At 47.6% G+C, this 21,038-nt stretch carries 15 protein-coding genes, 9 tRNA genes and 3 rRNA genes; 25 read left to right on the top strand and 2 right to left on the bottom strand.

The window, feature by feature from the left end:
- Positions 1 to 86 precede the first annotated feature (86 nt).
- The 20 genes from V6668_RS23655 to yajC all read left to right on the top strand — a co-directional run bounded on the left by V6668_RS23655 (position 87) and on the right by yajC (position 14,168).
- Positions 87 to 1,639 (top strand): 16S ribosomal RNA (locus V6668_RS23655).
- Positions 1,640 to 1,949: 310 nt separating this feature from the next.
- Positions 1,950 to 4,875 (top strand): 23S ribosomal RNA (locus V6668_RS23650).
- A gap of 143 nt (positions 4,876 to 5,018) precedes the next feature.
- A 5S ribosomal RNA gene (gene rrf / locus V6668_RS23645) occupies positions 5,019 to 5,135 on the top strand.
- Together the 16S, 23S and 5S rRNA genes with 9 tRNA genes alongside form the textbook arrangement of a ribosomal RNA operon.
- An 83-nt stretch (positions 5,136 to 5,218) precedes the next feature.
- Positions 5,219 to 5,294, top strand: a tRNA-Asn gene (locus V6668_RS23640).
- A gap of 4 nt (positions 5,295 to 5,298) precedes the next feature.
- Positions 5,299 to 5,370, top strand: a tRNA-Glu gene (locus tag V6668_RS23635).
- 7 nt (positions 5,371 to 5,377) lie between these two features.
- Positions 5,378 to 5,453: transfer RNA gene (locus V6668_RS23630), tRNA-Val, on the top strand.
- Positions 5,454 to 5,469: 16 nt separating this feature from the next.
- A tRNA-Met gene (locus V6668_RS23625) sits at positions 5,470 to 5,543 on the top strand.
- Between the two features lie 27 nt (positions 5,544 to 5,570).
- Positions 5,571 to 5,648, top strand: a tRNA-Asp gene (locus V6668_RS23620).
- A 23-nt stretch (positions 5,649 to 5,671) separates the two neighbouring features.
- A tRNA-Gly gene (locus V6668_RS23615) sits at positions 5,672 to 5,746 on the top strand.
- Positions 5,747 to 5,752: 6 nt separating this feature from the next.
- Positions 5,753 to 5,829, top strand: a tRNA-Arg gene (locus V6668_RS23610).
- Positions 5,830 to 5,845: 16 nt separating this feature from the next.
- A tRNA-Leu gene (locus tag V6668_RS23605) sits at positions 5,846 to 5,924 on the top strand.
- A 7-nt stretch (positions 5,925 to 5,931) separates the two neighbouring features.
- A tRNA-Pro gene (locus V6668_RS23600) sits at positions 5,932 to 6,005 on the top strand.
- A gap of 203 nt (positions 6,006 to 6,208) precedes the next feature.
- A complete protein-coding gene (locus V6668_RS23595; RefSeq protein ID WP_036616863.1) occupies positions 6,209 to 6,901 on the top strand; it encodes a BofC C-terminal domain-containing protein in 693 nt (230 codons plus the stop codon).
- A 307-nt stretch (positions 6,902 to 7,208) separates the two neighbouring features.
- Positions 7,209 to 7,712, top strand: coding sequence for a crossover junction endodeoxyribonuclease RuvC (gene ruvC / locus V6668_RS23590; protein WP_017686765.1), 504 nt, complete (start codon positions 7,209 to 7,211; stop codon positions 7,710 to 7,712).
- Positions 7,709 to 8,323, top strand: a complete 615-nt coding sequence (ruvA, locus tag V6668_RS23585; protein ID WP_036616866.1) for a Holliday junction branch migration protein RuvA — start codon at positions 7,709 to 7,711, stop codon at positions 8,321 to 8,323. The genes ruvC and ruvA overlap by 4 nt, the downstream gene beginning before the upstream one ends.
- 55 nt (positions 8,324 to 8,378) lie before the next feature.
- A complete protein-coding gene (ruvB, locus tag V6668_RS23580; RefSeq protein ID WP_036616868.1) occupies positions 8,379 to 9,389 on the top strand; it encodes a Holliday junction branch migration DNA helicase RuvB in 1,011 nt (336 codons plus the stop codon).
- Between the two features lie 105 nt (positions 9,390 to 9,494).
- Positions 9,495 to 11,582, top strand: a complete 2,088-nt coding sequence (locus V6668_RS23575; protein ID WP_338706899.1) for a SpoIID/LytB domain-containing protein — start codon at positions 9,495 to 9,497, stop codon at positions 11,580 to 11,582.
- A gap of 6 nt (positions 11,583 to 11,588) precedes the next feature.
- On the top strand, positions 11,589 to 12,617 hold the full coding sequence (gene queA, locus V6668_RS23570; protein WP_338706898.1) for a tRNA preQ1(34) S-adenosylmethionine ribosyltransferase-isomerase QueA: 1,029 nt from the start codon (positions 11,589 to 11,591) through the stop codon (positions 12,615 to 12,617).
- 35 nt (positions 12,618 to 12,652) lie between these two features.
- Positions 12,653 to 13,789, top strand: a complete 1,137-nt coding sequence (gene tgt, locus V6668_RS23565) for a tRNA guanosine(34) transglycosylase Tgt (RefSeq protein WP_036616872.1) — start codon at positions 12,653 to 12,655, stop codon at positions 13,787 to 13,789.
- Positions 13,790 to 13,856: 67 nt separating this feature from the next.
- On the top strand, positions 13,857 to 14,168 hold the full coding sequence (gene yajC / locus V6668_RS23560) for a preprotein translocase subunit YajC (RefSeq protein ID WP_036616875.1): 312 nt from the start codon (positions 13,857 to 13,859) through the stop codon (positions 14,166 to 14,168).
- Positions 14,169 to 14,293: 125 nt separating this feature from the next.
- Here yajC and V6668_RS23555 read toward each other — a convergent pair whose 3' ends face one another.
- Positions 14,294 to 14,686, bottom strand: a complete 393-nt coding sequence (locus tag V6668_RS23555) for a TIGR04086 family membrane protein (RefSeq protein WP_036616878.1) — start codon at positions 14,684 to 14,686, stop codon at positions 14,294 to 14,296.
- 228 nt (positions 14,687 to 14,914) lie between these two features.
- Here V6668_RS23555 and V6668_RS23550 point away from each other — a divergent pair, with 228 nt between their 5' ends.
- Positions 14,915 to 15,628, top strand: a complete 714-nt coding sequence (locus V6668_RS23550; RefSeq protein ID WP_422395291.1) for a YetF domain-containing protein — start codon at positions 14,915 to 14,917, stop codon at positions 15,626 to 15,628.
- A gap of 3 nt (positions 15,629 to 15,631) precedes the next feature.
- Here V6668_RS23550 and spoVB read toward each other — a convergent pair whose 3' ends face one another.
- Positions 15,632 to 17,254: a stage V sporulation protein B gene (gene spoVB / locus V6668_RS23545; protein WP_127551042.1), complete on the bottom strand. Its 1,623-nt coding sequence runs from the start codon at positions 17,252 to 17,254 to the stop codon at positions 15,632 to 15,634.
- 234 nt (positions 17,255 to 17,488) lie between these two features.
- On the opposite strand from spoVB, the gene V6668_RS23540 reads away from it, so the two are divergent.
- From V6668_RS23540 to V6668_RS23525, 4 genes are all read left to right on the top strand, one after another.
- Positions 17,489 to 17,728 carry a post-transcriptional regulator gene (locus tag V6668_RS23540; RefSeq protein ID WP_036617497.1) on the top strand — a complete coding sequence of 80 codons (240 nt, stop codon included), beginning with the start codon at positions 17,489 to 17,491 and terminating at the stop codon, positions 17,726 to 17,728.
- 91 nt (positions 17,729 to 17,819) lie between these two features.
- Entirely contained in the window at positions 17,820 to 19,070 is a 1,251-nt protein-coding gene (gene secD / locus V6668_RS23535; RefSeq protein WP_051447453.1) for a protein translocase subunit SecD, read from the top strand.
- Positions 19,060 to 19,968, top strand: coding sequence for a protein translocase subunit SecF (secF, locus tag V6668_RS23530; RefSeq protein WP_051447454.1), 909 nt, complete (start codon positions 19,060 to 19,062; stop codon positions 19,966 to 19,968). Before secD ends, secF begins: the two co-directional genes overlap by 11 nt.
- A gap of 73 nt (positions 19,969 to 20,041) precedes the next feature.
- Complete coding sequence (locus V6668_RS23525) at positions 20,042 to 21,001, top strand: cation diffusion facilitator family transporter (protein ID WP_338706896.1); 960 nt, start codon at positions 20,042 to 20,044, stop codon at positions 20,999 to 21,001.
- The last annotated feature ends 37 nt before the right edge of the window (positions 21,002 to 21,038 follow it).

The raw sequence follows: 21,038 nt of genomic DNA, 5'->3' as shown, positions 1-21,038 counted from the left end.
CAAGCCTTGGCTTGGATCGACTGGAGCACAAATGAGATTTTTAATCTCGTCAGATTCAAAATGAGCTTATCGCTCTTTTCAATACTTTATTGGAGAGTTTGATCCTGGCTCAGGACGAACGCTGGCGGCATGCCTAATACATGCAAGTCGAGCGGACTTGAAGAGAAGCTTGCTTCTCGGATGGTTAGCGGCGGACGGGTGAGTAACACGTAGGCAACCTGCCCTCAAGTTTGGGACAACTACCGGAAACGGTAGCTAATACCGAATAATTGTTTTCTTCGCCTGAAGGAAACTGGAAAGACGGAGCAATCTGTCACTTGGGGATGGGCCTGCGGCGCATTAGCTAGTTGGTGAGGTAACGGCTCACCAAGGCGACGATGCGTAGCCGACCTGAGAGGGTGATCGGCCACACTGGGACTGAGACACGGCCCAGACTCCTACGGGAGGCAGCAGTAGGGAATCTTCCGCAATGGGCGAAAGCCTGACGGAGCAATGCCGCGTGAGTGATGAAGGTTTTCGGATCGTAAAGCTCTGTTGCCAGGGAAGAACGCTTGGGAGAGTAACTGCTCTCAAGGTGACGGTACCTGAGAAGAAAGCCCCGGCTAACTACGTGCCAGCAGCCGCGGTAATACGTAGGGGGCAAGCGTTGTCCGGAATTATTGGGCGTAAAGCGCGCGCAGGCGGTCATTTAAGTCTGGTGTTTAATCCCGGGGCTCAACCCCGGATCGCACTGGAAACTGGGTGACTTGAGTGCAGAAGAGGAGAGTGGAATTCCACGTGTAGCGGTGAAATGCGTAGATATGTGGAGGAACACCAGTGGCGAAGGCGACTCTCTGGGCTGTAACTGACGCTGAGGCGCGAAAGCGTGGGGAGCAAACAGGATTAGATACCCTGGTAGTCCACGCCGTAAACGATGAGTGCTAGGTGTTAGGGGTTTCGATACCCTTGGTGCCGAAGTTAACACATTAAGCACTCCGCCTGGGGAGTACGGTCGCAAGACTGAAACTCAAAGGAATTGACGGGGACCCGCACAAGCAGTGGAGTATGTGGTTTAATTCGAAGCAACGCGAAGAACCTTACCAGGTCTTGACATCTGAATGACCGGTGCAGAGATGTACCTTTTCTTCGGAACATTCAAGACAGGTGGTGCATGGTTGTCGTCAGCTCGTGTCGTGAGATGTTGGGTTAAGTCCCGCAACGAGCGCAACCCTTATATTTAGTTGCCAGCATTTCGGATGGGCACTCTAGATAGACTGCCGGTGACAAACCGGAGGAAGGTGGGGATGACGTCAAATCATCATGCCCCTTATGACCTGGGCTACACACGTACTACAATGGCCGGTACAACGGGCTGCGAAATCGCGAGATGGAGCCAATCCCAACAAAGCCGGTCTCAGTTCGGATTGCAGGCTGCAACTCGCCTGCATGAAGTCGGAATTGCTAGTAATCGCGGATCAGCATGCCGCGGTGAATACGTTCCCGGGTCTTGTACACACCGCCCGTCACACCACGAGAGTTTATAACACCCGAAGTCGGTGGGGTAACCGCAAGGAGCCAGCCGCCGAAGGTGGGATAGATGATTGGGGTGAAGTCGTAACAAGGTAGCCGTATCGGAAGGTGCGGCTGGATCACCTCCTTTCTATGGAGAATCGTTTCCTGCAACGGAAACATTCAAATACGCAGCTTAGCTGCAAAACACTCACTCGTTGTTCGGTTTTGAGAGCTCAAACTCTCAAAACAGCTTGCTTTTGCATGGAGCTTGTTCTTTGAAAACTAGATATCGAAACGAAACAAACGCGAATTAGAACATTCCTTTAAGCTGATCTTGTGTAAACAAGTCAAGTGTATAAAGGTAGTTAAATTGCTTTTGTGAGGGTATCGGGTGAGAGCGACTTTTGGCTTTGCGCAAGCAAAACAAGGGAAGCGAGCGACCGAAACCGGAACAAAATGGTTAAGCTACTAAGAGCACACGGAGGATGCCTAGGCGCTAGGAGCCGATGAAGGACGTGGCGAACAACGAAACTGCCTCGGGGAGCTGTAAGCAAGCTTTGATCCGGGGGTGTCCGAATGGGGAAACCCAGCTGGGGTAATTTCCAGTTACACCTAACTGAATACATAGGTTAGTGTGAGGCATACCAGGGGAACTGAAACATCTAAGTACCCTGAGGAAGAGAAAACAATAGTGATTCCGTCAGTAGCGGCGAGCGAACGCGGAGAAGCCCAAACCAGAGAGCTTGCTCTTTGGGGTTGTGGGACGTCTCACATGGAGTTACAAAGGAACCGGTTAAGCGAAGAGGTCTGGAAAGGCCCGCCAAAGAAGGTAAAAGCCCTGTAGTTGAAAGTCTGTTCCCTCCGAGACGGATCCCGAGTAGTGCGGGGCACGTGAAACCCCGTATGAATCCGGCAGGACCATCTGCCAAGGCTAAATACTTCCTAGCGACCGATAGTGAAGCAGTACCGTGAGGGAAAGGTGAAAAGCACCCCGGAAGGGGAGTGAAATAGAACCTGAAACCGTGTGCTTACAAAAAGTCAGAGCCCGTTTTAGGGGTGATGGCGTGCCTTTTGTAGAATGAACCGGCGAGTTACGTTCCCGTGCAAGGTTAAGGTGAAGAGCCGGAGCCGCAGCGAAAGCGAGTCTGAATAGGGCGACTTAGTACGTGGACGTAGACCCGAAACCGGGTGATCTACCCCTGTCCAGGGTGAAGGTGCGGTAACACGCACTGGAGGCCCGAACCCACGCATGTTGAAAAATGCGGGGATGAGGTGGGGGTAGCGGAGAAATTCCAATCGAACTCGGAGATAGCTGGTTCTCCCCGAAATAGCTTTAGGGCTAGCCTCGGAAAACAGAGTCGTGGAGGTAGAGCACTGATTGGGTGCGGGGCCCGCAAGGGTTACCAAGCTCAGTCAAACTCCGAATGCCATAGACTTACTTCCGGGAGTCAGACAGTGAGTGCTAAGATCCATTGTCAAAAGGGAAACAGCCCAGACCATCAGCTAAGGTCCCCAAGTGTGTGTTAAGTGGGAAAGGATGTGGAGTTGCACAGACAACCAGGATGTTGGCTTAGAAGCAGCCATCATTGAAAGAGTGCGTAATAGCTCACTGGTCGAGTGACTCTGCGCCGAAAATGTAACGGGGCTAAACACACCACCGAAGCTATGGCTTGATGCTTTGCATCAGGGGTAGGGGAGCGTTGTATAAGGGTTGAAGGTGTACCGTAAGGAGCGCTGGACATTATACAAGTGAGAATGCCGGTATGAGTAACGAAAAGATCAGTGAGAATCTGATCCGCCGAAAGCCTAAGGGTTCCTGAGGAAGGCTCGTCCGCTCAGGGTAAGTCGGGACCTAAGGCGAGGCCGAAAGGCGTAGTCGAAGGACAACAGGTCGAAATTCCTGTACCACCGTAAGCCGTTATGAGCAATGGGGGGACGCAGTAGGGTAGTGACGCGGACTGATGGATGTCCGTCTAAGCAGTAAGGCTGATGTGTAGGCAAATCCGCACATTGTAAGGCTGAGCTGTGATGGGGAGCGAAAATTATAGTAGCGAAGGTCATGATCTCACACTGCCAAGAAAAGCCTCTAGCCAGGTGATGGTGCCCGTACCGCAAACCGACACAGGTAGGCGAGAAGAGTATTCTAAGGCGCGCGGAAGAACTCTCGTTAAGGAACTCGGCAAAATGACCCCGTAACTTCGGGAGAAGGGGTGCCCCGGTAGTGTGAATAGCACGAGGGGGCCGCAGTGAAAAGGCCCAAGCGACTGTTTAGCAAAAACACAGGTCTGTGCGAAGCCGTAAGGCGAAGTATACGGGCTGACGCCTGCCCGGTGCTGGAAGGTTAAGGGGAGTGGTTAGGAGCAATCCGAAGCTGTGAACCGAAGCCCCAGTAAACGGCGGCCGTAACTATAACGGTCCTAAGGTAGCGAAATTCCTTGTCAGGTAAATTCTGACCCGCACGAATGGCGTAACGACTTGGGCGCTGTCTCAACGAGAGATCCGGTGAAATTTTAATACCTGTGAAGATGCAGGTTACCCGCGACAAGACGGAAAGACCCCATGGAGCTTTACTGCAGCTTGATATTGAATTTGGGTACGATCTGTACAGGATAGGTGGGAGCCTTTGAAACGTGAGCGCCAGCTTGCGTGGAGGCAACGTTGGGATACCACCCTGATCGTATCTAGGTTCTAACCTGGTACCGTAATCCGGTGCGGGGACAGTGTCAGGTGGGCAGTTTGACTGGGGCGGTCGCCTCCTAAAGAGTAACGGAGGCGCCCAAAGGTTCCCTCAGAATGGTTGGAAATCATTCGAAGAGTGCAAAGGCATAAGGGAGCTTGACTGCGAGACCTACAAGTCGAGCAGGGACGAAAGTCGGGCTTAGTGATCCGGTGGTACCGCATGGAAGGGCCATCGCTCAACGGATAAAAGCTACCCTGGGGATAACAGGCTTATCTCCCCCAAGAGTCCACATCGACGGGGAGGTTTGGCACCTCGATGTCGGCTCATCGCATCCTGGGGCTGAAGTAGGTCCCAAGGGTTGGGCTGTTCGCCCATTAAAGCGGTACGCGAGCTGGGTTCAGAACGTCGTGAGACAGTTCGGTCCCTATCTGTCGTGGGCGTAGGAAATTTGAGAGGAGCTGTCCTTAGTACGAGAGGACCGGGATGGACGTACCGCTGGTGTACCAGTTGTTCCGCCAGGAGCACCGCTGGGTAGCTATGTACGGACGGGATAAACGCTGAAAGCATCTAAGCGTGAAGCCCCCCTCAAGATGAGATTTCCCAGTATGTAAGACCCCTTGAAGACGACGAGGTAGATAGGCTGGGGGTGGAAGTGCAGCAATGCATGGAGCTGACCAGTACTAATCGGTCGAGGGCTTATCCAATAGCAAGTTCTAAATCGCATGTTTCGTTTCGAATCTAGTTTTCAGAGAATGATCTCTGAAATGAAAATTGGTACATCACATAACGTGTGTATGATTTTCAGTTCCATATCTGATTTTAAGAAGCTATGCTTCGATAAATCGCGTTTGGTGGCGATGGCGGAGGGGTTCCACACGTACCCATTCCGAACACGACCGTTAAGCCCTCTAGCGCCGATGGTACTTGGACCGCAGGGTCCTGGGAGAGTAGGACGTCGCCAAGCGAACTCTTTCATCATACATAGAAAACGGGCTCTGCATGTTGATGTTGTACGATGAATTGCATTTGCACTGCAAATGCATATATTCCCTGATAGCTCAGTTGGTAGAGCACTCGACTGTTAATCGAGTTGTCACAGGTTCGAGCCCTGTTCGGGGAGCCATTAAGGCCCGTTGGTCAAGGGGTTAAGACACCTCCCTTTCACGGAGGTAACAGGGGTTCGAATCCCCTACGGGTCATATAGATGGAGGCTTAGCTCAGCTGGGAGAGCATCTGCCTTACAAGCAGAGGGTCGGGGGTTCGATCCCCTCAGCCTCCACCATATAACTTTATAACGACGCGGGGTGGAGCAGCCCGGTAGCTCGTCGGGCTCATAACCCGAAGGCCGCAGGTTCAAATCCTGCCCCCGCAATTATACTTTCCTTTGAGAAAGTGATCTGGAACCGTGGTGTAGTTGGCCTAACATGCCTGCCTGTCACGCAGGAGATCGCGGGTTCGAATCCCGTCGGTTCCGCCATTTTTATATTAATAATACCGTGTGCGGAAGTGGCTCAGCGGTAGAGCATCGCCTTGCCAAGGCGAGGGTCGCGGGTTCGATTCCCGTCTTCCGCTCCAATATTTGCGCCCTTAGCTCAGCTGGATAGAGCGTTTGACTACGAATCAAAAGGCCGGGAGTTCGAATCTCTCAGGGCGCGCCATTATAACTTCAAATTTGCCGGCGTGGCGGAATGGCAGACGCGCTCGACTCAAAATCGAGTGGGAAACCGTGGAGGTTCGAGTCCTCTCGCCGGTATATATAACGGGATGTAGCTCAGCTTGGTAGAGCACCTGGTTTGGGACCAGGGGGTCGCATGTTCAAATCGTGTCATCCCGATCTCTAAAAACACTATCTAATTATAGATAGTGTTTTTTTATATTTATCTATATAAGATTCTATAAATGCAGGTTCCGGTATTCACTATGACAAATTCTCTAACCTAACACATGTGTGTTCCTTCTTCAGACAACAAGTTAATTGTGCATAAAGCCTCAATCTTTAGGTCACAATAGGTTTAAAAAGTGATAGAAGGGGTTCATGTGAACACGTTTAACTTCAGAAAACAATTCAAGAGACGCTGGAGACGGTGGAAACGAACAGTATGGATGACGGCGGCTCTGCTTGCAGTTACGATATTGGCTTACAGCGGGTTGTCTATCTCATCGGCGATAGAGCGTTTGCTGACAACTAATTTTAGTGAGGCAACCAGTGTGATGGGCCCTGTTACGCAGGAAACAAGATCAGAACAGGAGATTCAGGCGTTAGTAGAGCAACTTGATTCTGATCCGGATCATTTAACAAGTGTGGTTTTGGAGACAAAGTACATCTGCGGAGTGGAAACAGAGCAGTTAGGCAAGATGGCTAGACCACAGTTGAAGATGCTGCTGGCTCAACATCCGGAATGGGATGCTACCGTTGGAACATCAGATGAGTTGCATTTGAAGCAACGTGTAGATGACCTTTCACCGCTTTGTAAACAACAGGCTTATATCAGCATAGATGCTGTAGGGAACCTTAATTTGTACGAAGGTAAGCCTGGAGAAGAGAAGGTTATTCGTACGTTCTTTCAATTGGATGTTGGGACATTGGAGAGTTCTTTGCCAGAAGGGGTACTGGAGCAATTGCAGCAGGGTATTCGGATTCAGGACAAGGATGAATATGATAGCGTAATCTCTACGTTCAGTGACTATGCCGTGGATGAAGACCATCATTTAATCCGTAATGACGGGTAATCCAAACGTCCTCACCTACAGTATTAAAATTGTGAAGTACTGAAACGATGGTGGCAATAGCAATAACATTGGTGGTTTACGTAACCAAGCGATAGAATCTAAAAACGTGGAATGTGGTGAAGGACATCGAAGAGATGTCCTTTTTGTCGTTTGAACTGAAATACATGAAAATAAATATAAACATGTAAAAAATTCACGAATAAAGACGAGTAATCAGTTAGACAAAGTTTTTCCTGCCGCAGGGTCTATCTTTTGTTATAATGAAATGAACGATACATATGTTCGCTTTTGTGAGGGAGAGATGGTTTTGCGTTTTTTGGGAATTGACCCGGGGATTGCGATTGTTGGTTTTGGTTTTGTGGATAAAATCGGCAGTAAGGTGGTACCCGTACAATATGGATGTATTCAGACGGAAGCTCATACCCCTGAAGAGGAACGGTTGCTTCACGTATATGAAGGTATGGTGCAATTGATTGATAAATACAAACCGGACGCAGTAGCGCTGGAGAAACTTTTTTTCAATCGGAACGTTACAACAGCGATGTCTGTCAGTCAGGCGAGAGGCGTTATGGTACTCGCTGCCGCACAGAAGGGTTTGCCTATTGCAGAGTATACGCCAATGCAGATCAAGCAGGCTGTTGTGGGGTACGGTAAAGCGGAGAAGAAGCAAGTACAGGAGATGGTCAAAATGTTCTTGCGTCTTCAGGTCGTTCCTAAGCCGGATGACGTAGCGGATGCATTGGCTGTAGCCGTGTGCCATGCACACTCTTATACATTAAATTCCAAGTTGAATGAGGTATTGCGAAAATGATTGATTTTCTAAGAGGACAGTTCATTCATGTAGAGAATGATTATATTGTGCTGGATGTTCATGGCGTGGGGTATCGCGTTTTCTGTCCGAATCCATTTGCGTTTGCGAAGCAAGAAGGCGAAATTACCGTGTACACTCACCATCATGTGCGTGAGGATGCGATGTTGCTGTTTGGATTTGTTACACGGGATGAGCAGCGTTTGTTCCGTAAACTGATTGAAGTATCCGGTATTGGTCCAAAAGTAGCTCTGGGCATACTCGCTGGAGGTACACCAGAACATGTGGTTACGGCGATTTACCAGGAGAATCTTACGTTCTTGACCAAATTGCCAGGCATCGGTAAGAAGACTGCACAACGCATGATTCTGGATCTCAAGGATAAGCTGGATAGTTTTGGCGCGGCAGCGTATGCAACAGGGTTGTTCGCTCCTCCATCGGAAGAGTCGGGAAGTGGTTCAGCCTGGGATGAGGCACGTGAAGGTCTCAAGGCACTTGGGTATACTGACAGTGAGCTTGATAAAGTATGGCTCAAATTGAAAAAGGATGTTACTACAGCAGATTCCGTTGATGTGTTGATGAAAAAGGCGCTGCAAATGCTGTTTACGGGATAATACAAATTGCATATTATAATATAGCTGTAGCCTGCAAAAAAAGGTAGGGATGAACATGGATGACCGGATTATTTCCGCGAACCTGATGATGGAGGACCAAAATGTTGAGTTGAGTCTTCGTCCCCGGTATCTGAATGAGTATATCGGGCAGAATCAGGTGAAGGAAAATTTAAAGATATATATTGAAGCTGCCAAATTTCGTAATGAGGCATTGGATCACGTTTTGTTATATGGCCCACCTGGGCTTGGTAAAACAACACTTGCCAACATTATTGCCAACGAATTGGGCGTTAATTTACGAACTACGTCAGGCCCGGCCATTGAACGCCCGGGTGATCTTGCAGCATTGTTAACCAATCTGCAGGAAGGCGATGTCTTGTTTATTGATGAGATTCATCGTTTGCATCGTACGGTTGAAGAAGTTATGTACCCCGCTATGGAAGATTCGGCATTGGATATTATGATTGGTAAAGGTCCAAGTGCACGTTCCGTTCGGCTGGATCTGCCACCATTCACTCTGATTGGGGCTACAACGCGTGCTGGCTTGCTGTCTGCTCCACTTCGAGATCGATTTGGTGTTATCAGTCGATTGGAATTCTATACGGTTGATGAGCTGGCTTATATCGTCTCACGCTCTACCGAAATTTTAGGTGTGGAGATTGTGGGAGATGCTGCGCAAGAGATTGCATTGCGCTCACGTGGGACACCGAGGATCGCGAACCGTTTGTTAAAACGAGTACGCGACTTTGCACAGGTGCGTGGTGATGGGATTATAACGCAGACACTGGCGGAAGAAGCGCTGCAACGTCTCCAGATTGATCCGCGTGGCCTGGATGACATTGACCATAAGATGCTCAAATCTATGATCAACAGCTTCCGGGGAGGTCCCGTAGGATTGGATACCATTGCTGCTACAATCGGTGAAGAAAGTCAGACGATCGAGGATGTTTATGAACCGTATCTGCTTCAGATTGGTATGATTCAGCGTACACCAAGGGGCAGGATCGTAACAGATCTCGCCTATCATCATTTGGGTCTACCTGTTCCACCAAGAGACGGGAAATAATCAAATCTGTTGAACAAGCTCATTTGAAGGTTCACCATAAACATTGAAATAATCACGTGTTAACCCGATATAAAGTGAAAGAAATGCATGGAGAGGAGTCTGATTGTGGGAAAAGCAATACGAACGAAAAAGTGGAGTCGTCGATTGAAGGTACTGGCGGCAGCTCTTTTGACAGTGGGTTGTCTGCAAGTGCCTGCATACGCAGCAGGAAATGATGGACAGACGATCCGGGTTGCCATGTTTGCAAATCTGGGCAGTACGTATAAATCAACTACACCACTCATTACGCTTGAGTCGGCCGGACAATGGAGCATCCAATCGGAGAGTGGCGCAAATGTAAACCTTCCGGCAGGGCAGGTCCGTTTCAGTGCAGATGGATTCCGAGTAAAGGTGTTGGAAACAGCGGATTTCAAGGCAGCATCTGCAGCAGCAAAATTGTTGCAGGCAACCGCAGATAAACCGTTGCTGTTCACAACGTCTGTGAATGGAAATGCCATTTACCAGCTCTACACAGGCAACTATGCAACGGAGGCACTGGCAGGACAAGCTGTTACACGAGTACAAAAGGTAGCAGCAGCTCAATTGGCTGGTCAAAAGCCAGCTGTAACGGGAAGTAAACGCCTGTCTGCTGGAACCTATGGTTCGATTCAGGAAGCAGAGGCAGCACAAGCCAATCTTTTATCAGCAGGAGTTAGTAGTGTCTATCCAGTCCTTCAACTGAGCGGGGGAAGCCAAGCATACGCGGTATGGGTGGGTGAAGCTTCAACGGATGCGGAATTAACCGCATTGAAGAACAGTGTGGAAACCAAAGCTCTGGGGGTAAGCCTTTCACCTGTCAACAATAGTGCAGGACTCATCATCCGCCAGGACGCAGGATTAAGTACGGATGCACTCAAAACAGCTCCGCATTACACCATTGCAGGTACTGAATCCAAAGCATTGGTACAAGGGAATGGCAATGGTATCAAGGTAGTGGAACGTTCTCAGCGAACGTATCGTGGAGATATGGAAATTAGCATCGTCAGTGGTGATCTGGCGTTGGTCAACGTTGTTCCACTGGAGCAATACCTGTACTCTGTCGTAGGGGCAGAGGTGTATTCCTCCTGGCCTGCTGAAGCTCTGAAAGTTCAAGCCGTAGCTGCTCGATCCTACGCGCTTCAACAGGGTGAACGTTTCAAAATTGCGAATGTTGTGGATACAACGCTCAGCCAAGCCTACAACGGGATTGGTTCGGAGAACGATAAAGTAACCAGTGCAGTGGATGCAACTGCTGGAGAAGTGGTCAAGAGCGGTGGGGAAATCATCGAAGCTGTATTCTCCTCCAATGCTGGTGGCCAGACGGCTCATCCTTCTGAGGTATGGAACGGCGGAGCAGGTGTGTTCACCAATGTGGTTAGTTCAGGAGATACATCAGCCCAGGCAGGATTACATACGTGGTACCATGTGCTGCTGGGTACAGGCGTTAGCGGGTACATTCGTGAGGATAACATCAAAGAATTAACGACCAAGACCAATGCGGGACTGGCAAAAGTGACGGTAACGGCTCAGAATACAAATGTGCGTGCCGTTCCGTTAGTTCAATCCACCGTTGAACCTGTAGCCAAAATGAATCCAGGCAACGAAGCTGTTGTACTGGCAAAAGTAGCTCAATCCAACGATTATGCTTGGGTGAGAGGACCTTTCACGTCTGCCCAGTTGGTTAAATCCCTTCAGGGTAAAACAACAGCGTCTATTCCTGCTTCAATCTCAACCTTGGAAGTGACCAAGCGTGGACCTTCCGGAAGAGCACTTGAAGTCACTGCCAACGGACAGGCTATGACGGTGAAATATGCCGATACATACCGCTCTGCGCTCGGTGGATTACCGAGCACTTTATTTGATATTGCAGGGACCGGAAGTTATACTGTATTAGGCGCTGACGGCAAAACAGCCAGTAAAACCGGCTCAAATGGTGCCTCTGTATTGTCTTCTTCTGGCGCAGGAACATCATCCGGTAATGCACTTGTGGTTATGAGTGGTGATGCTCAAGCGAGAGCGGTGACGCAGGGTCAGACCTTCATGTTCATCGGTCAGGGCAATGGCCACGGATTGGGCTTGTCCCAATGGGGAGCCAAAGGCATGGCAGATGAAGGGTATGATTACCAGGCAATATTGAAACACTATTATCAAAATGCGACTATTGTTAAGGAATGAAACTAAATGAATGTGAACTTATATGATTTTGAATTACCGGAGCAATTGATAGCACAGACGCCGTTGCTTGATCGCACGGCATCCCGTTTGCTTACCTTGAACAAAGATAGTGGTGAGATTAATCATCAAACGTTTCCTGATATTATCGATTTTCTGAATCCCGGTGATACATTGATTCTGAATGATACACGTGTTCTACCAGCCCGTCTGTTCGGTACAAAAGAAGATACCGGAGCAAAAGCGGAAGTGTTATTGCTCAAAAATGTGGAAGGCGATAAGTGGGAAGCACTGGTTAAGCCGGGTAAAAAGCTGAAAGCCGGTTCAGTCATCGTATTTAGTGATGAATTGAAGGCAATCATTGAAGAAGAGGGCGAGATGGGGGCACGTACACTTACGTTTACGTATGATGGAATCTTCCAAGAGATTTTGGACCGTCTGGGTGAGATGCCGTTGCCACCTTATATCAAGGAGACATTGGATGACCGCGAACGGTATCAGACCGTGTACGCCAAGCATGAAGGATCGGCGGCTGCACCTACAGCGGGACTGCACTTTACGGATGAATTGTTGGATCAGATTCGTGCCAAAGGTGTTAATGTGGCCTTCATCACGCTTCATGTGGGACTGGGAACATTCAGACCAATGTCGGTTGACGTTGTTGAAGATCATGTTATGCATGAGGAGTATTACTCCTTGTCACAAGAAACGGCAGATCTGATTAACCAGACTAAAGCGAATGGACACCGTGTTTTTGCGGTTGGGACAACGAGCTGTCGGACTTTGGAAACGGTAGGCAGCAAATTTGAAAATGGAATACTGCAAGCGAGCAGCGGATGGACCAGCATTTTCATCTATCCGGGCTATTCCTTCAAAGTGATCGATGGGATGCTTACAAATTTTCATCTCCCGAAATCCACGTTGGTTATGTTGGTTAGTGCACTAGCAGGCAGGGAACATATTATGCAGGCATATGAGAAAGCCATCCAAGAGAAATACCGGTTCTTCAGCTTCGGCGATGCCATGTTGATATATTAGTATAACGATTAACTTTTAGAGGATGATTAAAACCAATGGCAGCAATTACGTATGAACATATCAAAACTTGCAAACAATCCGGTGCACGTCTGGGACGTGTACATACACCTCACGGTATTATTGAGACACCAACCTTTATGCCTGTAGGTACACAGGCGACTGTCAAAACAATGAGCCCTGAAGAGTTGAAAGAAATGGATGCTCAGATTATTTTGAGTAATACCTATCACCTGTTTCTGAGACCAGGACATGAAATTATCCGTGAAGCTGGCGGATTGCACAAATTCATGAACTGGGATCGTCCAATCCTGACGGACAGCGGAGGATTCCAAGTGTTTTCTCTCAGCGAGATGCGCAAAATCACGGAAGAAGGCGTTAACTTCCGTTCTCATCTGAATGGAGACAAGAAGTTCCTTTCTCCTGAAGTGGCGATGGAAATCCAGAATGCACTTGGCTCCGATATTATGATGGCGTTTGACGAATGCCCACCGTATCCGGCTGAATATGAATATGTAAAAAAATCACTCGAAAGAACGAGCCGCTGGGCAGAACGTTGTCTCGAAAGTCACGCTCGTCCGCATGACCAAGGTCTGTTTGCCATCGTACAGGGAGGCATGCATGAAGATCTTCGCCGTCAAAGCGCCGCAGATTTGACTTCCATGGATTTCCCGGGGTATGCTATTGGTGGACTGAGTGTTGGAGAACCGAAACATTTGATGTATGGTGTATTGGATTATACGTTACCTTTGTTGCCATCCAATAAACCACGTTATTTGATGGGGGTAGGTTCGCCCGATGCGTTGATTGAGGGATCAATTCGTGGAGTGGACATGTTCGACTGTGTTCTGCCAACTCGGATTGCCCGTAACGGAACAACGATGACCAGCCAAGGACGTCTGGTAGTTCGCAATGCCAAGTTTGCAACTGATTTTGGGCCACTTGACCCTGAATGTGATTGCTACACTTGTCGCAACTATTCCAGAGCTTATCTGCGTCATTTGATCAAAGCAGATGAAACATTTGGCCTGCGTTTGACAACGATCCATAATCTTCATTTCTTGCAGAATCTGATGCGTAATGTACGTAAAGCCATTATGGAAGATCGTTTGCTTGATTTCCGGGATGAATTTTTCGATCAATATGGTCTTCATGACAATGACAAAGGTTTCTGATTGAGTTTTTGAGGAAACCGGCGTAACAAGCAATATCTGTATGTATAGTCGATAAGGGGGAGTTTGAATGTTTCAAGGAATGCCTCTAGCAGGAGCGCAAGGCGGTGGGATCGTATCTTTGATTGTACCTTTAGTACTCATGGTTGCGATTTTCTACTTCTTAATGATTCGTCCACAGAACAAAAAGCAAAAGCAACGGAATTCCATGCTAAGCCAATTGAAAAAAGGCGATAAAATTGTAACGATTGGTGGCCTTCACGGTACGATCGCTGAGATTACGGACGATGTGGTTGTATTGCGTGTAAACGATGTAACTAAGCTTACATTTGACCGTAATGCAATCAGCACGGCTGTAGCTCGTGATACGGCTGTTGAATAGTTACTGTAACATAGAATAACGAGGGTGCGTTTGTGGCGTATTCCCTAGTAGAGAACCGGATCTCCTTGGAGACCCGGTTCTCTTTTTTGATTTATGAGGGAAGGTCGATGTTCTTTACCAGTCAGTTAGGAGCGATGCGTATTAACACCGAACATGCCACCGAGAGCTGAAATGAAGAACGCGCTAAGCAGTTGTAAACTATCCTTCCAATTAAACGAAGCATCCAGCGCGAGAAATCCGATCAACAGCACAAGCAGTCCATATACGATTCCGGTAATCCCTCCGTAGTACCATCCTTTTTCACCAGAACGTTTGCCTGCGACAAAACCACCAACCAATAATGACAAGCCATGAACAACATAGGTATACAATGAGAGGTCCTGTTCCCGCATTCCGCTCATCCAGAGAAACAAGGAGAGAATAAATGCCCCGATAAACATCCATACAAAAGCCTGACAGAGGCCTGACAGAATCGGATTGGACACTCGAAACGAAACCAAGCGGCGGATCAATTGCATGAAGCAACCCCCTTGTACAAGTTATAAGTTAATACAGTGTATGGTCAAGCCTTCGGACTTATGAACTGTTTTCCATTAAATGAACGGATTATTTCTGCATGAGCATGTAAGGTTCAGGTCAAAATAGGGATTGCACTACCCAGCTAACTGTTAAAAACTCAGTTTCGAAGGAGGACCCCTGTTGTGAACTTCCCAGATGTCGGATCACATATCTTTCGAACCATTCTCATGTACTTTCTGGTGTACTGTGCAATGAGGGTTATGGGTAAACGTGAGATTGGTAAGCTATCCATGTTTGATCTTGTTGTCTCCATTATGCTTGCTGAAATGGCTGCTTTTGTCATTGAAGATATTGATAAACCGCTCTCTCACGGGATTGCCCCCATGCTTACCTTGATCATTGTACAGATCGGAATGGCCTTTATAGGCCTTAAAAGTCGGCGTCTTCGCCTGATGATTGATGGGAAACCTACTGTTTTGATCTCCAAAGGCGTTCTTCACCGGGATGAGATGCGGAAGCAACGATATAATCTGGATGATCTATTACAACAACTCCGTGAACAGAATGTAGACAGTATCGGTGAGGTTGATTTCGCTATTTTGGAGACCACAGGCAAGCTGACCGTTTTTCCCAAGGATGAGAATACTTCTAACGAAAGCAATTCTTCCGGTTCTGACTCAGAAGATTCTTCTTCCAGTAAGTCCAAAACGGGAAAAAACCAGATTGACGGATTTCCAAATATCAAATATGAAGGTCTCCCACTCCCCTTAATTATGGACGGAAAGGTCCAGGATCAGAATCTGGAGATCATCCAGAAAACGAGATTTTGGCTGAAAAATCAAATTCAACAGAACGGAATTATGGATTTCAAAGATGTATTTATATGCTCCATTGACCACAATGGGAAGATATATGTCAGTCCAAAAGATGATAAAAAATGAAAATCATTTGCCTGACCGACGTTTGAACCATGAACCTATCAAAGGAGCACGAGATAGATCATGAAAATCAATCATTTTGGTCCAGCCCATAACGATGAAATACACGATAAGCCCGACAAATGGAGCGAGAAGCATCCTCACCCAAAATGGCAGTATCATGGCAGTCTCTTCGTATACGAGTAGGGTCGCTGCTCCCATGATAAACATTCCTGCACCCGTCTTGACCCAATCCATCATTTTAAAGCGGAACTGTAGCAGGCTACGTACACTTTGGGCATGCAACAGGGTAACTACAGTAGAATTCACACAGATGGCGATGACTGCACCGAAGATGCCATATTCAGGCCGGGAAGCAAGCGTTAAAATCAACGTGATTTTGATAACAGCACCGATAAACGTATTTAGCAATGCTTTACCCGGACGGTCAAGAGCTTGTAATGCAGCTTGAAGAGGAGCTTGAATATAAATGAACAAAGCAAAGGGAGCCATTAGTTTCAGCATGCTTCCGATCGATGCATCATTATACAGAACAAGACACATCGGTTCGGCAAGCACATACATAAACACGGAAAACGGAGCACCTGTCACAAGTGCCAAGCGTAATGCCTGATGCATTCTTTTGTGAATCAGTGCGCGATCTCCCTGAGCAGAAGCTTCAGACAGTGAAGGCACAAGTGATGTCGCGAGCGATGAGGTTAGTGCCCCCGGCAGCAGCAGCAGAGGAATAATCATACCTTGTAATGCACCATATTGCGCTGTAGCGAGTCCTTTGGATATGCCTGCCAGAGCCAGACTCTGGGCAGTAACGATGGTTTCGGCCAGATAGGATAAGGAGCCAACCAATCGGCCTGCTGTAACAGGAATAGAGATTGCAAGCAAACGCCGGATTAATCCGGGCTGTGGAGTACCCGTTTCTTTCAGAACTGAAGGTATTGGGTTTAAAGGTTTGGCTGTGAGATTGGACATGTTCTGTTGGTTAGCGAGCGGTAACTCTTTCTTCTGCCTGTTATACTTCCACAAGAGTACAAGCATACCGCCGAATTCTCCAACGAGCGCTCCCAGCATGGCACCAGCAGCAGCTTGGGCAATACCGTGGGGGAGGAGAAGCCAGGCAAACCAAATGACACAGACGATACGAATGATGGTTTCAACAATGGATGAAATGGCAGTAGGCATCATGTTTTGCTTACCTTGGAAATACCCTCTGTAGACAGCAGATACGGCGATAATGGCAATCATGGGGCTCATACTAACAAACGTATGGTATACCCGCTCATCTGTGAGCACGTACTTGGTAACCCAGGGTGCAAACAGGATGCACAAAAACATGAATACAACACCCAGGGTCAATGTAAAGCTTAAGCTTACTTGCAGGATTCGCTGGGGGGAATAACGATTGGCACCGGTATCAGCTTCGGCTACGAGCTTGGCTACGGCGAGCGGAATACCACCCGTAATTAATGTCACCAGTACGATAAAAAAGGGATAGCTCAATTGGTAGATGCCAACACCTTCTGCACCAATGACTCGTGGCAGCGCAATGCGCGGGATGAAACCAAGTATTCGATTAATTATGCCTGCCGCGAGCAGGATCATGGCCCCCTGAATAAATGTCTGTTTCTTCAAGACTACCCCTCTTTCCCGGTTGAAAGTACAGGCTATCAACATAAACGGGACAAAGCCGTTGTTCTTCATCCTATGCCAGTCCTTTATCTTCTCATGACAACTTGGACACGATTAACAAAAAGAACCATATTCAGCAAGAAGGAATATGATCAGGCGAAGTCGAATCATGTAATATTGATGCCGCATAAAGGATAAAGGCTTGGATGTACGAAGGGAGGCTCCCCGTTGGAAGAAATGAATGATGTGGAGTTGGAACAGTCAATAGAGATGCTCTGCCGTAGCAAAGCGGAGGAATTAAGGCTTGTCGGTTACGAATATGTCACCAGCAAAGATGTCTGGAATTGCGTCAGTCATAAATATGAAAAACAGGGCATTCCACCGCTTCACCAGCTGGTGAACGACATTTTGTCACTGAAAGCAACAAGCTTTATGAACTTTATGACCGTGTCTGCATACCGGGGGTCCTCTTTCTAGACGAAAGGGATCTTTTTTGTTGAAAATTGACTGCTTTTTACGGCATCGCTATAATAGGAATATTGAGAACGAAAGGGGATCTAGGAACGGCATGAAAAGAATTATCAGTTTCATTCTGGTCGTGCTTGTCACCACAGGGGTAATGGTGGGAACAAGCCCGGAACTGCTCAAAAATATACGCTTGGGCCTTGATTTAAAGGGAGGCTACGAGATCTTATATGAAGCAGAGCCGCTCGAAGCAGGTCAACAAGTCACCAAAGCATCTTTGGTGCAAACGGCCAAAAGTCTTGAAAGCCGCGCCAATGCGCTCGGAACAAGCGAACCGGAGGTAACCACTGAAGGAAGCAACCGGATTCGATTGAAGTTGGCAGGGGTTACGGATGAGGCTGAAGTTAGAGCCAAAATGAAAGAGCCGGCTGTTTTGACCTTCCGTAGTAAAGCTGAGAACGACAAGGAAGGCGAATACACCAAAATTGAGCTTCGCGGAAATGAATTTGTTGAGAATGCAGCCAAAGTTGTGTTCACTCAATTGAATGAGCCGATGATTGACATTCAAGTGAAAGATAAAGCCAAATTTTCCGAGATTACCAAACGTTTGATCGGACAACCTCTCGCGATTTATTTGGACGATGAGCTTCTATCTGCTCCAACCGTTAGACAACAGTTGACAGATGGTTCCGCTCAGATTTCGGGTGCTTACACACGTGACGAAGCAAACCAGCTTCGTGACACCATTAACTTGGGTGCATTGCCACTGAAACTTACAGAGAAGTATTCACAAAGTGTTGGTGCAACACTTGGTAAGCTTTCTCTGGATCAGACCATTAAAGCAGGATTGATTGGTTCCGTTATTATTCTAGTGTTCATGATTGGGCTTTATCGCATTCCTGGTATAATCGCGAGTTTTGCCTTGATCACACATACGTGGCTGGTACTTGCAATCTTCTATTTAGGAGAATTCGTGCTTACCCTTCCAGGTATTGCGGCGTTTATCCTGGGTATAGGGATGGCGGTGGATGCCAATATCATCACGTACGAACGGATTAAAGAAGAGATGCGCAGTGGTAAGTCGATCTTGTCTTCGGTTAAAGCGGGTGGTAAGCATTCCTTCCGAACAATCATTGACTCCAACATCACAACCATTATTGCTGCGGCTGTTATGTTCTTCTTGGGAACAGGTGCGGTAAAAGGTTTTGCACTCGTGCTGATTTTTGATATTGTCACCAGTATTATCACGAATATTTTCTTCTCCCGCTTCCTGTTGACCCTGCTTGTACGGGGTAACGTGTTGAAGAAGCCTAAGTACTTCGGAGTGAAGGAGAGTGAAATTCGTGCGCTTTAATTGGAATTTTGATTATGTTAAAGGTAGTAAGATTGCCTATATCTTCTCGATTATTCTGACGATTACGGGGATCATCAGCATTCTGGCTTTGGGTTTGAATTATGCAGTTGATTTCCGTGCTGGATCGAATGTGGATATCTCGGTATCCAAAGCAATCACAGCGGAGCAGATTAAACCTATCGTTAAGGACATCGGTGTTGATGAGGGTGATGTTACCATTACATCGGGGGCTGACCGTGTAAATGTTCGTTTCTCGAACGTATTGGATGAAAATCAAGAAAGTAAGTTCAAAGAAGAATTTGCCAAACTGGATGCATCAGCTTCGTATGAAGTAAATACCGTTGATCCGGAGATGGCCAAAGAATTGGAGCGCAACGCGATCTACGCAGTACTCATTGCAAGTATCGGGATCATGATCTATGTTGCGATCCGGTTTGAGTGGCGCTTTGGTTTGGCTGCGGTTATCGCACTCTTCCATGATGCATTTGTTGTAATAAGTGTGTTCTCTATCTTCCGTTTGGAAGTCGATCTGACCTTTATTACCGCAGTATTGACCATTGTCGGGTTCTCGATCAACGATACGATCGTTATCTTTGACCGGATTCGTGAGAATCTGCGTTTTGCCAAAAAGACAACCAAAGCCGACCTACGCGAGGTAGTCAATCGCAGTTTGGCTCAAACGATGACACGTTCCCTGAATACAACATTCACCGTGTTTGCAGCTTCAATCTGTTTGTTCATATTTGGTGGAGAATCCATTCGCATGTTCTCGCTTGCGATGGTTATCGGAACACTGTTCGGCGCATATTCTTCAATCTATATCGCTGCCCCACTATGGCTGATGCTCAAAGGTAAACAAGTGGATAAGCCAAAAACAGTAGCTAAAGAATCTAACTAAACATCTTATTGTGAAGCCGCGTCTGCCAGGCGCGGTTTTGCAACTTTATGTACAGAATTAAGGGGGAATATTCATGACCAGAGAACATATCCCATCTGCTCAGGCTGCCACATGGAGCGGTATTGCCGGTAATATGGGACTTGCGGTGATCAAAGCGGGAGTCGGTTATATGGCAAACAGCAAATCATTGCTCGCTGACGGCTTGTATTCTGCTTCTGAAGCTGGTTCTGCCCTGGCTGGTCTCTTTCCCTCCAAGTCTGTACGCGATAAGAGGAAGGCTCGCAGGGGACGGTTTAAAGAACATTCAAGTGTTGCTAGACCCGGAATCTCAGTATTGTTATCTGTGCTGATTCTCATGGGTGGATTACAGCTTGCCATCTCCGCATTGGGTAGTCTCTCCGGAAGTGAACCGGAAGCACCCGGCAAGTCGGTACTTTTGGTGGCTGTTGCAGCTTTGGCTGTGAAAGAAGCGATTTTTCAATTTCAGTACAGATATTTCCGTAAACGGAACCAGTCTCAGGCGCTGGCCTATGCACAGCAACATCGCCGTGCACTCTATTGTTCGCTCACCGTGTTAATCGGCATTATAGGATCGATGGCTGGTGAAGAGACGGGATTGAGCATGCTGCTCTACCTAGACCCCACGACTGCGTTGATTGCTTCCTGTTTTGTGCTTCACAAGGGTTACCGAATGATTGTGGACACAGTCTATGGTTCACTCGTTCAGGAGCTGGAGCAGGAAGAAGCCTCAGATTTTAAAGAGACCGTACAGCGGGTATATGGCATCATTACCATTGAGCATTTGGTTGCACGTGAACAGGAACATGACGTTACGATTGAGCTGGTCATTAGTGTGAATCCGAGGATCTCGATACTGGAAGCACAGGAGATTGCAAATCGTGCCAAGACATTACTGCTCACCCGTTTCAGTCATGTGAAAGAAGTACAGATTCAAGCGATACCTTATGATCCAGGTTATCCCTATAAATCCAATCATGAACTGCCCGATCACGAAGCGACATTAATTCAGTAGTGAAGCGCGGGTCCAGTAGATCAGGAAAGGAGCGTTA

Source organism: Paenibacillus amylolyticus, assembly GCF_036894225.1.
Taxonomy (GTDB): domain Bacteria; phylum Bacillota; class Bacilli; order Paenibacillales; family Paenibacillaceae; genus Paenibacillus; species Paenibacillus amylolyticus.
The sequence above is the reverse complement of the archived record's forward strand: the minus strand, read 5'-3'. Positions and strand labels throughout refer to the sequence as shown.